The 12,346-nt window shown below is 42.2% G+C and carries 10 protein-coding genes; 9 read left to right on the top strand and 1 reads right to left on the bottom strand.

The window, feature by feature from the left end:
* The first annotated feature begins 6 nt into the window (after nucleotides 1-6).
* The 6 genes from C900_RS28130 (at nucleotide 7) to C900_RS05325 (ending at nucleotide 8,287) form a co-directional block, all read left to right on the top strand.
* Complete coding sequence (locus C900_RS28130) at nucleotides 7-1,410, top strand: Fic family protein (RefSeq protein WP_009578634.1); 1,404 nt, start codon at nucleotides 7-9, stop codon at nucleotides 1,408-1,410.
* A gap of 20 nt (nucleotides 1,411-1,430) precedes the next feature.
* Nucleotides 1,431-2,732, top strand: coding sequence for a restriction endonuclease subunit S (locus tag C900_RS28125; protein WP_157493900.1), 1,302 nt, complete (start codon nucleotides 1,431-1,433; stop codon nucleotides 2,730-2,732).
* Nucleotides 2,733-2,958: 226 nt separating this feature from the next.
* Nucleotides 2,959-3,363 (top strand): GxxExxY protein, encoded by a 405-nt coding sequence (locus C900_RS05340; protein ID WP_009578632.1) that lies wholly within the window; start codon nucleotides 2,959-2,961, stop codon nucleotides 3,361-3,363.
* A 103-nt stretch (nucleotides 3,364-3,466) separates the two neighbouring features.
* Nucleotides 3,467-4,468, top strand: coding sequence for a virulence RhuM family protein/type II toxin-antitoxin system death-on-curing family toxin (locus C900_RS05335; RefSeq protein ID WP_009578631.1), 1,002 nt, complete (start codon nucleotides 3,467-3,469; stop codon nucleotides 4,466-4,468).
* Nucleotides 4,461-7,583 carry a type I restriction endonuclease subunit R gene (locus C900_RS05330; protein ID WP_009578630.1) on the top strand — a complete coding sequence of 1,041 codons (3,123 nt, stop codon included), beginning with the start codon at nucleotides 4,461-4,463 and terminating at the stop codon, nucleotides 7,581-7,583. The genes C900_RS05335 and C900_RS05330 overlap by 8 nt, the downstream gene beginning before the upstream one ends.
* Nucleotides 7,583-8,287 (top strand): M48 family metallopeptidase, encoded by a 705-nt coding sequence (locus tag C900_RS05325; RefSeq protein WP_009578629.1) that lies wholly within the window; start codon nucleotides 7,583-7,585, stop codon nucleotides 8,285-8,287. The genes C900_RS05330 and C900_RS05325 overlap by 1 nt, the downstream gene beginning before the upstream one ends.
* 509 nt (nucleotides 8,288-8,796) lie before the next feature.
* Here the strand turns inward: C900_RS05325 and C900_RS05315 are convergent.
* Complete coding sequence (locus C900_RS05315; protein ID WP_009578628.1) at nucleotides 8,797-9,135, bottom strand: MGMT family protein; 339 nt, start codon at nucleotides 9,133-9,135, stop codon at nucleotides 8,797-8,799.
* Between the two features lie 164 nt (nucleotides 9,136-9,299).
* On the opposite strand from C900_RS05315, the gene C900_RS05310 reads away from it, so the two are divergent.
* From C900_RS05310 to C900_RS05300, 3 genes are all read left to right on the top strand, one after another.
* A complete protein-coding gene (locus tag C900_RS05310; protein WP_009578627.1) occupies nucleotides 9,300-10,148 on the top strand; it encodes a universal stress protein in 849 nt (282 codons plus the stop codon).
* Entirely contained in the window at nucleotides 10,141-11,391 is a 1,251-nt protein-coding gene (locus tag C900_RS05305; RefSeq protein ID WP_009578626.1) for a cation:proton antiporter, read from the top strand. The genes C900_RS05310 and C900_RS05305 overlap by 8 nt, the downstream gene beginning before the upstream one ends.
* Nucleotides 11,392-11,821: 430 nt before the next feature.
* Nucleotides 11,822-12,280: a bactofilin family protein gene (locus C900_RS05300; protein WP_009578625.1), complete on the top strand. Its 459-nt coding sequence runs from the start codon at nucleotides 11,822-11,824 to the stop codon at nucleotides 12,278-12,280.
* Nucleotides 12,281-12,346 lie beyond the last annotated feature (66 nt).

The following is a 12,346-nucleotide window of genomic DNA, read 5'->3' as shown; positions in this document are numbered from 1 at the left end:
CAGGCCATGACAAAACTAAAAGACCTTTTACAAAAACTCGACACCAAAAAAGCAGAGCTTGAAAGCCTGAAGCCGCTGAAAAAGAACTGGCAGAGAAAGCTAGATGACAAGTACCGGCTGGAATGGAATTTTCATTCCAACCATATTGAAGGCAATACCCTGACCTATGGAGAAACTCAGATGCTGCTTTTTTTTGGTAAGGCTACCGGTGAGCATGAGAAAAGGGAGTATGACGAAATGGAAGCGCATGACGTGGCTATTAAAATGGTGACGGAGTGGGCTCAGGATGAGAGCAGGGACATTACTGAGAGCGATCTGAGGGAGCTGAATAAAATTATTTTGGTTAAGCCATTCTGGAAAGAAGCCATTACTGAGGATGGACAAGAAACACGAAAGCAAATCATACCCGGACAGTATAAAACTTCGCCCAATTCAGTTCGGATGAAAAGTGGCGAGATCCATCACTATGCTACACCCGAAGAAACTCCTGCGAAGATGAAGGATTTGATGGAGGAGTATCAAAAGAGTAAAGATGAACACCCTATTGTAAGAGCAGCTAAGGCGCATCACGAATTTACAGCCATACACCCGTTTGACGATGGCAATGGAAGGGTTTCGAGGCTATGGGTAAACTACATTATGCTTCGGGCAGGATACCCGCCATTAATCATCCGGGTAGATAACAAAGAAGCCTATCTTACCGCGCTTCAAAAAGCAGACACCGGTGATTTGGTGCCATTTATTGAGTTCCTGATTGCTGAAATGGAGTGGTCTTTAAATAAGGCGATTGACGCAGCTCATGGACAATCTTTGGAAGAGCCTGGAGATTTGGATAAGAAATTGGCTCTTTTAAAGAAGGAGATAGCGGGAGAAGATTCGGAAAATGATATAAAGATGAATTTGACTTATCAGGTTGTACGAGAATCTTTGGTTGACTGGGGAAGTGAATTATTTGATGAACTAGCCAAGGTTACGTCCAAATTTAATGAGTTTTATGATCAGCCAAATCATCGGCTCAATGTGAGAATGGAAGGGAGAGGTGTAAGTTTGACATTTAGGGATAAGATCGATTATACAAAATTAAACGAAGAGTTTCGCTACAATGAAACTAATCATGAAATTCGAGAAGCAGAGGCAATTTTCCAAACTCACTTTGCTGCTTACAAAAAAAGTGGCATAAATCCTTTTGGGTGTAGTTATAGTGTGAGGGTAATCTATGATCGTTACACGTACGAAATACATTTGGGATATTTTGATAAAGAAGCTCAAGGGCAAAAAACAAAACTTTTTAAAAAAAATCTGTTGCATAAGCCATTAACCTCAGAAGAAATTGGAGAAATAGCACTACAATGGGGAAATACACTTTTTGAACATCTCGACTATAACAGAAAGAAAAATATTAAACAATAGTGCCTGTACTTGAAATAAATATGACGAAGAGGACTTCTCAAGATTGTAAACATACTAAGCTAGGATGGATTCCCGCTGAATGGGAATACCTTGAATTTGGTCTATTTGTTCAAAGGTCTTCAACGAAATATGATCCTCGTACAGATGAACAGCAATTCCCTTGCATTGAATTGGAGCATATCGAACAAAACACTGGCCGAATAAATGGTCATATAAATTCTAAAGCTCAAAAAAGTACAAAGAATAAATTTTCAAAAGGAGAAGTATTATTCGCAAAGCTCAGACCGTATTTACGGAAATATTGGCTTGCAGAATTTGATGGAGTAAGTTCGAGTGAGGTATGGATATTACGAGGAGTTAAAGGAAAATGTTCAAGTATTTTTCTTTTCTATCTGATTCAACTTCACAAGTTCATTGAGCTTGCGAATAGAACAAGTGGCACAAAAATGCCTAGAGCAGATTGGAGTTTAGTTTCTGAATATCCTTTTCCCCTCCCCCCACTCCCCGAACAACAAAAAATAGCCCAAATCCTCAGCACCTGGGATAAGGCCATCAGCAAAACCGAGCAGCTCATTACCAAAAAACAGGAACGCAAAAAAGGGCTGATGCAGCAGTTGCTCACGGGGAAGAAGCGGTTTAGGGAGTTTGTGAAGTCGGATAAGATGAAGGAAACGAAGTTGGGGGTTATTCCGGAGGATTGGGAGGCTAAAAAATTAGGTGAATTAGGAATATTTCTTAAAGGTAAGGGTGTGCCTAAAGCAGAAATTAAAAAAGAAGGGTTACCTTGTTTGACATATGGCGAACTTTATACAAGGCACCATAACATCATAAGATCCTTTTCATCCTACATTCCTAAAGAGATTACTTTAGAAAGTCAAGAGCTTGAATATGGAGATATTCTTTTTGCAGGATCTGGTGAAACTCTTGAGGAGATAGGTAAGAGTGCGGCATTTATCAATTCGTTTAAGGCTTATGCAGGAGGGGATATCATAATTTTGAGACGCCATGACCAAGACCCCGAGTACTTGGGCTATTTATTAAACCATAATTCTATCAACAGACAAAAGCACAAATTAGGTCAAGGACATTCTGTTGTTCATATTTATTCAAGTGGTCTAAAAGCGTTACTAATTCCGTTACCTGACAAAAAAGAGCAACAAAAAATAGCATCTGTCCTGTCAGAAGCAGATACCGAAATTAAAATACTTCAAAAACAGCTCGTACACCTCAAAGAGCAGAAGAAAGGTTTGATGCAGAAGCTTTTGACTGGGGAAGTGAGGGTTAAATTGTCAGCACAGGATTTTAAAAAGATTACCGGATAGACAGGATGATTGATTTTGACTCTTAAAATATGAATGGTATAATAAAAAATGAATATTGGTGGGTTTCGATTAATAAAAATCCTGTTCATCACTAACATCACTAAAATCCTGTTAAAGACGAATAATTGTCAGCACAGGATTAGAAGGATTATAAGATAGACAGGATGATAATCAAGATTATCCTGACCATCCCTAAATCAACTAAATCCTGTTTAAGACTATGAATATGGAAGACATTAATCAACTAACTCACAAGATAATCGGATGCGCCATGCAGGTGCATAATACATTGGGTAATGGTTTCCAGGAGGTGATTTATCAACGAGCTTTAGCCATTGAGTTGGCTAGTAATCAGCTTGATTTTGTAAGAGAGCAGGAAATGGACATTCTTTACCGGGGTGAGCAAATTGGTAGACGCAGGGTTGACTTCTTCGTTGAAGGAAAGGTGATGGTGGAAATAAAAGCAGTGGAGCTGTTGCTTCCCGTTCATAAAGCTCAGGCCATTAATTATCTGGAAGCTTACCATTTGGCTAATGGACTGCTGATTAACTTCGGAGGTACTAGCCTGGATTTTAAGCGAGTGTATAATAAAAAGCTTGTTGATGTCAGTACAGGATTTTTGAAGGATTAGACAATTGTCAGCACAGGATTTGAAAAGATTATTGGATAGACAGGATGACAACTAAGATTATCCTGTCTATCCCTAAATCAATTAAATCTTGTTAAAGACGAAAATGAATACAGAAGACCAAATAATTATATACGAGTCACCTGATGGTGTGGCCAAATTAGAAGTTAAACTGGAGGAGGAAACCGTTTGGCTTACACTTAATCAAATAGCTGATTTGTTTGATAGAGATAAGTCAGTTGTATCACGACATATTAGCGCAGTATTTAAAGAAGAGGAATTAGATAGAGATGCAACTGTTGCAAAATATGCAACAGTTCAAACAGAAGGAGATAGAACTGTATCAAGAGATACCGTTCATTATAACCTTGATGTAGTAATATCAGTTGGATACAGAGTTAAATCAAAAAGAGGTACCCAGTTTAGAATATGGGCCAATAAGGTATTAAAAGAGTATCTGGTTAAAGGATTTGCCATTAATGAAAAGAGGTTAAAGGAGAAGGTGGAGCAGTTGGAGGAGTTAAAGAAGGTGGTGCAACTGCAGGATCAGGTAATAACGAATTACCAGTTAGAGGGAGGTGAAGCAGAAGGTTTGATCCGGGTAATTGCGGACTATGCCCTGGCGCTCGACATATTAGATGACTACGACCATCAGCGGTTAAAACTACCCGGAAGCTCTACAACGGAAGTCTATCAAATAGGCTATGATGAAGCCAAAAGAGCTATTGAAACATTAGGAAAACAAACGAACTTTCAGGGATTATTTGGTAAAGAAAAAGATGATTCGTTCAAAGGGTCACTGGAAAATATATACCAGACCTTCGATGGTCACGATCTGTATCCTTCAGTGGAGGAAAAAGCAGCTCACTTACTGTATTTTGTTACTAAAAATCATTCGTTTACAGATGGTAATAAGCGTATAGCGGCCTTCCTGTTTGTGTGGTTTTTGGAGCGTAATGGCATACTGTTTAAGGAAAACAGGCAAAAACGCATTCCTGATAATGCATTGGTAGCACTGACCTTGCTCATAGCCGAAAGCAACCCTGATGACAAAGACATGATGATCAAGGTGGTGGTTAACCTTTTAACCGAAAAGAAACATGACTAACTATACCGAATGGACTGACTCCCAGAAGCCTGCTCTTCGCTTACTGAAAAAGCTAGGCTGGCAGTACATCTCACCAAAGCAAAGTGAAGAAGAAAGAGAACAAATTCTCTCCAATGTAGTGCTGGAAGCCATTTTAGAGAAACAGTTGCATCATATCAATGCCTTCGAATACAAAAACAAGTCGTACAAATTCTCTCAAAGTAATATACAATCAGCCATCAATGCACTCAAAAATGTGCTTGATGAAGGCATTGTCAGAACCAATGAAAAGATCTATGATCTGCTAACCCTCGGCAAGAGCTTTGGAGAAACCATCCAGGGAGACAGGAAAGACTTTACTTTAAAGTACATCGATTGGGAAAACCTGGAGAATAATACCTATCACGTTACAGAGGAGTTTGTGGTAGAAGGCGTTAAATCCCAAAGGCGGCCGGACATTGTACTTTTTGTTAATGGAATACCCTTTGTTGTGTTTGAGAATAAAAGGCGGGATAAGAATGAGTCTTTGGAAGAGGCCATTTCGCAGCATATCAGAAATCAGAAGAAGGAAATGGGCGCTCCGCGGTTGTATCATTATGCGCAGCTACTGCTGGCGGTACATCCAAATATGGTCAAATATGCAGCAACTGGTACACCACTGAAATTTTGGGCGGTATGGAAGGAAGAAAACCTTAAACAAACGGAAAAATTACTGAAGTCCAAGGCTTTTGGTACTGAAGCGGAAAATAGAATGGGCACCCAACAAGACCAGTCCATTGTAGCACTCTGCGAGCCTCACCGGCTGATGGAGCTGGTCTATAAATTCATAGTATTTGATGGCCCGGATAAGAAAGTAGCCCGGTATCAGCAGTATTTTGCAGTGAAAGAGGCGCTGCAAAGGGTGAAGCAAACAGATGCTGATGGCGTAAGAAAAGGTGGTGTGATCTGGCACACGCAGGGAAGCGGCAAGTCGCTTACCATGGTGATGCTATCAAAATCCATAGCGCTGGAGTCCTCCATCAAAGATCCCAGAGTGATTGTGGTCACCGACAGGATAAGTCTGGATAAGCAGATTTATAAAACGTTTTCAAATTGTGGTAAAACAGTCCACAAAGCTAAGTCGGGCAACGATCTCATAGAGTTGCTTAAAGACAAAGGCAATGAATACATCACCGCGGTTGTTGATAAATTCCAGACAGCCCTAAAAAGAACCGATTTTAAAGATGTCTCCAAAAACATCTTTGTACTGGTAGATGAAAGCCATCGCGGGCAGTATGGTTCTGCTCATGCAAAAATGAAGTCGATGCTACCCAACGCAGCTTATATCGGTTTTACGGGAACTCCTTTACTAAAGTCTGAAAAGAGTACGGCCAAAAAATTTGGCGGCTTTATCCACAAGTACACCATCGATCAGGCCGTGGAAGATGAAGCCGTTCTTCCCCTGCTGTATGAAGGCAGGTCGGCCAAACTCAGTGTAAACAAAGAGCAGATCGATAAAGGCTTCGAAAGGTTATCAGCGCCACTTTCAGAGGAGGCACAAAAGGATTTGAAGAAAAAATTCGCATCCATATCCAGAATATACGAGTCGGAGCAGGTAGTGGAAGAAGTGGCCTTTGATATTTCAAAACATTATTGCCAAAACTGGCAGGACACAGGGTTTAAAGCCCAGCTCGCTGTTCCGAAAATTGATACGGCCATTCGATATCAGAAGTATTTTGAAAATCAGCATGATCCTCAGCTAAAGATCAATACCAGGGTGGTATTCACCCCACCAGATAGCCGTAAAGACTATGAGGATGTATGGTCGGAAGCTTCCAGTGAAGCGAAAAACTACTGGAATAGCCTGATGGAGCGGTATCACGGCCAGGAAGAATATGAAAACGACACTATAGATCGTTTTAAAGACTCCTCCAATGACGTGGAGATGATCATTGTGGTGAGCAAGCTACTTACCGGTTTTGATGCTCCTCGAAACACAGTGCTGTACCTGGCAAAGCCATTGGTAGAGCATAATTTGCTTCAGGCGATTGCCCGCGTCAACCGGCTTTTCGAAGGTAAAGAGCATGGTTATATTATCGACTATGTGGGAATACTTGGCAAACTGGACGAGGCCCTGACGCAGTACAGTGCCTTTGAAGGCTTTGAAGAAGAAGATTTGAAAGGTGCTGTACTGGACATAAAAAAGGAGATCAGAAATGTGCCGCTGCGCCTCGCAGACCTTTGGGATTTGTTCAAAGGTGTGCCGCGCAAAGATCTGGAGGCATTAGAGCGGCATTTGAGCCCTAAAGACATCAGAGATACATTTTACCAGCGGCTTTCTGCTTATGCCCGGATACTACAGGTTGCTCTTTCATCTGATGACTTCTACAAAGAGTACAGTGATGACGAAATTTTCAATTTCAAAAAAGAGTTAAAGTTCTTTCAGAGAATGAAAATATCGGTGCAAAACCGATATGCCGAGGTTGTTAGCTACAAAGAATATGAGCCACGGGTAAAGAAGCTTCTCGATACCTATGTGCAGGCTGATTATGTAGAAAACCTCACCGGCCAGTTCAACATCTTCAATAAAAATATGGTGAATGAAGCCCTGGAGTCGTATGGCAAAACACCGGCATCCAAAGCTGATATGATTGCTCACCAGTTGAAAAAGGTAATTACTGAAAACATGGAGAAGGATGAAGCCTTTTACAAAAAGTTTTCAGAACTGATCGAAGAGACTATTCAGGCTTTTCAGGAGGGTCGTATAGATGAAAAGGAATACCTGGAAAGAATACTTCATACCAGGTCTGACCTTGCCGCAGGCTATCAGGAAGGTATACCCGATATCTTGATGGATAAATCTGAAGCCCGGGCGTTCTTTGGAGCGTTATCTGAAGTATTAACGGTTTCGCATGGTAAGGAGCAGACAGCAAAGATTGGAGATCAACTGGCACAAGCGGGGCTCCAGATAGCTTCGATTGTAGAGAAGCTAACTATAAGAGACTGGAAGCGGAATCTGGATATTCAGAACAAAATGGAAAACGAGATAGAGGATTACCTGATAGAGCATCGTAAAACTCTAGGTATTGAAATTACCTTTGAAGAGATAGATGATATTCTGGCCAAATGTTTGAAAGTGGCAAAAAACAACTATTGATGCAGGAACAAATTTCTTATGGAAATACGCTGCTGGAGTTTTCTGTCAGCAGGTCAGCAAGAAAGACACTCGCTATAGAGGTGCACCCAGATCAGTCCGTGCAGGTTATAGCACCGCCCTCTGCAGACCTTGAAGACATAAAACAAAAGGTACTCAAAAGAGGCAGTTGGATTGTTAAACAGCAACTGTATTTTGAGCAGTTTTTGCCACGCACACCAGAGCGGGAGTATGTATCGGGTGAGTCTCATCTGTATCTGGGAAGAAAGTACCTGCTTAAAGTGCGGCAATCTGTGGACAAAGATGTCAAGTTACGGGGAGGTGAACTGCAGGTTTTTGTTCCGCAACCAGAAAATAACGATATGGTTAGGCGGCAGTTGGCCGACTGGTATTATCAGCATGCCAGGAGGCGATTTTCCGAATCCATCAGAGATTCCCTGAAAAAGTTTGATAAGTACCAGTTGTCGGAACCTCCGCTGATTATAAAGAGAATGGCAAAAAGATGGGGAAGCTGTACTCCCAATGGTAATATCATTCTAAACCCTGAAATTATAAAAGCACCATCAAAGTGCATTGAATATGTTGTCATCCACGAGCTATGCCATTTAATCCATCAAAACCACAGCCGACAGTTCTACCATCTGCAATCTGAGATAATGCCTGGGTGGGAGAAATGGAAGGAGAGGTTGGAAAGGACATTGATCTGATAGCATGGAAATGGCATCGGAGAATCATGAATTTTGTAATTTAAGTAGTGTCTCTAAGAAAACGTCAATGTCTGCGTTACGCTTGTCCCAAAAATACTCTCGTACCTTAGTACGCTCCGCTTTTTGGGACTTCGTCCCGCCCTTTGGCGGGAACGTTTTCTTAAAACCACTTAGAGTTTTCTTACAAACACTAAGTAGAAAGCCCGAATAATTAACTAGTCCGCAGCAGCTAACAGACCTATTAATTTCCATTGAGGTGAAGGTTTGCACCGGCAGACTTTTCCATTCTCCACAAAAAAAGCCGCCCTTTACCAGAGGGCGGCCAAAGCTGTAACGTCTAAAACCAACTAAAAACGAAAATTTACAGCCTTTATTTTCAACCTAACCTGTTAAACCGTAAATCAATGACTGTGCCAATTACGATTTTTCAGATAATATACGTTTAAACGTACATTTTGTCAATAGTAATTCCATATTTGGGAAAAAATTTCTCATATAAATTTTTTCCATTACAATTCCAGTTCAACGGTTGGATCCCAAAAAACGGCTTTAAAATTCTTTACACGGTCATTTTCTACCTTTATACCTTCCTGCTCAAGCAGGTGCTGCATCTGGTCAGGGGGAGTGAAATGGTGCCTGCCCGTTAGCAATCCCACACGGTTCACTACGCGGTGTGCAGGTACATCGTCCAAATCATGTGCGGCATTCATGGCCCAGCCTACCATTCTTGAGCTACCTTTCGCACCCAGGTAGTTGGCAATGGCGCCATAGCTAGTGACACAGCCTTTTGGAATAAGTCTTACCACCTGGTATACCTGGTCAAAAAAGTCCTTGTGTTTTTGCTCCATGTGCGGCCAAAAATAGAGCAATTGTCATAACTTTCCTTTAAATGACAGAATTATTTATTCATATACCACTATGGATCAATGATTTAGGCATCAAAACGATTTGAAATTCTTCAAGTCATTTAAAATCCCTATTTTTAAAAGGCACTTTTTGACCACAAGTTGAAATGTTTAAAAAAATAGCAATAGCAATAGCCTTTTCGCCCAGGCTTCAGACACTATTGGCAGAAGCCCGGAGAACGCAGAATCTGTTTGATGCCGACCTGGTGCTGATCCACGTGGGGTCGCATACTGAGAGAGATGATCAGTTTATGACTGAGCAGCTTGAACAGGCAGAGCTGGTAAATGATCGTGTAAGAGTAGTATGGGAAACAGGAGACCCTGCCAGGATGATCCTCTCAGTGTGTAAAAAGGAAAAAGTGGACCTGCTGGTAGCCGGGGCATTAAAAAAGGAGGACTTTTTCACCTACTATCTCGGGTCAATTGCAAGATACATTCTGCGCAAAGCGGATTGTAGTGTGTTGATGATCACTGAGCCTTCTGCTGAAAGCAATCCTTTTGAGCGTATAGTGATCCACGCAGAAGATAGTCCGTATGCTATTGATGCTATAGAAGCCGGTGTCTACATCGGCAAACTACAAAAAGCACGTCAGTTGCACATTGTCAGGGAAATAAAACTCTACGGCCTGGCCATGTCGGTCAGCAGTGGGCTTACGGAAGAGGAGCTGTCTGACGCCAGAAAGAATATGGTCTCAGATGAGATCACGAATGTAGAAAAGATATTAAAAACGATGGATACGGAGGGATTGAAAATTAATATAAAAGTGATGTCGGGAAAATCGGGATTCGAACTGTCTAAATTTTGCTCGCGTGTAGATAGCGACCTGCTGGTGGTAGGCTCTCCACATCGAAAGATGGGCATTTTTGACAGGATCTTTCCCCACGATCTCGAATACATTTTCGCAGATCTGCCGTGCGACATATTAATTATTCACCCAAAGAAGAACAATGGATAAACTCAACCATACAGAAGTTATCAACTTATTGATCCAGTTGGCCGTCATGCTCAGCTTTGCGCGGATAATGGCGGAATTAGCCCGCAAGTTTAACCAACCGGCCGTGGTTGGTGAGATACTGGCGGGTATTATCCTGGGACCCACCATACTGGGCACCTTCACCCCCGACCTTTTTGATATGCTTTTCCCAACTACCGGCGCCTCCGCAGTAGTACTCGATGGTTTTATCCAGGTGGCTGTGGTGCTACTATTGTTTATAGCTGGATTGGAAGTAGACCTGCATATTGTTTTCCAGCAGGGTAAACAAGCGCTGTATGTGAGTATGATGTCGCTGATCATTCCTTTTGCTGCAGGATTTGTGGTCACGTGGTTTTTTCCGGAGCTCTTTCACTACGCCAATGAGGGCCAGTTGCTGGTTTTTGCGATGTTTATCGGTACTGTAATGGCTATAACGGCCCTACCGGTAGTAGCACGCGTACTTATGGACCTGGAGGTATTCAAAACCCGGATGGGAATGCTCATCATTGCCTCCGCCATGATCATCGACCTGTTAGGATGGATCATCTTTACGGTGATACTGAACATGATGGGTAACGCATCAGAAAGCCTGAGTCTTGGAAAAACTTTGTGGCTATCGATTGGCTTTACCATTTTGATGCTAACTATTGGCAAAGGGCTCATCAACCGCGCACTACCATGGATCAACAAGAGGCTGGCGTGGCCCGGTGGTTTGCTCTCCCTCTCACTGGCCCTCTGTTTTCTGGCCGCAGCTTTCACCGAATACATCGGCATACACAGTATATTCGGAGCTTTCATACTCGGTGTTGCCCTTGGCGATTCCAAGCACCTGTCTGAACGTGCAAAAGAGATCATTCACCAGTTTATCAATAACATTTTTGCCCCGTTGTTCTTCGTCTCCATCGGGCTGGGCATCAATTTCATTGAAAGCTTTAACATTCAGACGGTACTGGTACTACTCATCATAGCGTTTATCTTCAAAGTGCTGGGGGCCACATTGGGCGCACGCATGGGTGGCCTTTCCAAATACGAATCCTTTGCCGTTGGGTTCGGAATGAATACGCACGGAACGCTGGAGGTAATCCTGGGAGCCATAGCACTGCAGGCCGGGCTGATCACCGATCAAGTGTTTGTGGCCATACTGGTAATGGTGGTGGCTACCATAGTAGCCTCGGCACCACTGATGAAGTATTGTTTGAAATTCAATAAAAACGAGACCATTTAGAGGGGCGGTAATTTCATCGTGTGGTGAAATAGATGTTCCGGTAAAGGAGGCTTGCTATGTTTGGTTGACGCTTCCGGGCTGTTACTACTGTGTGTGCCAAATCTGGTTGTGTTTCATAGTGGGGTTTTCCTATGGCACACTTTTGACGTTTGATTATTAATTACCGGGCTTTACCCGGTACTATTCGTATTTGCCCCCTTCAGGGTCATGTGGGATAAGTACCAATAGAAGGTATGACATCAACATCGTCTTATGCTGGCGCGCGTTTAACGGATAGTGTAACACGTGCCTTTAAGTAAATCTATTTAATCACGAAAGAGCCTTCTCAGGTATTTGATCCGCCAAATAAGCAGTTGATAGAAGATTGCTATGTTGACTGCTAGTATTTAGTTATCTTTATATAGGTGTACATCAAAAGTTTGAAATTTCAATGTTTAAAAATCCCAAAGAAGAAAAAGTGTCGCAAGACTTTGTTAATTCAAATAACATTATCGGTAAGGGAAGCACTTTCACCGGCAACATTGATACGTATGGAAATCTGCGCGTGGAGGGTAGGATCATTGGCAACGTACGTTCAAAGTCAAAGATCGCTGTGGGGCAATCTGCCTATATTGAAGGCAATATACTCGCCCAGGTCTCTGAAATTGAAGGCGAAGTAAAGGGCTCGGTTGAGGTAACTGATATGCTTATCTTAAAGCCCACCTGTGTTATTTCAGGAGATATTATTGCCAACAAACTCGTGGTGGAGGCTGGCGCCAAATTCGAAGGCCAATGTAAAATGGGCGGAGCCGCCAAAAAGATTGACTTTGACCTGAAAGTTGATGAGAAAGAAAAAGCAAGAGAAAACACTCCTAAAGAAGAAAAGTCGATACCTAAGGCTACGGGATAATTCTGATTTACGATTTTAGAAAAGGGGACTGCCACGCTCCTTATCAGTCGCTCGAAGTGACGTTAG

Origin of the sequence: Fulvivirga imtechensis AK7, from assembly GCF_000331535.1 — a bacterium.
Classification (GTDB): Bacteria; Bacteroidota; Bacteroidia; order Cytophagales; family Cyclobacteriaceae; genus Fulvivirga; species Fulvivirga imtechensis.
This window is presented reverse-complemented; position numbering and strand designations above follow the sequence as displayed.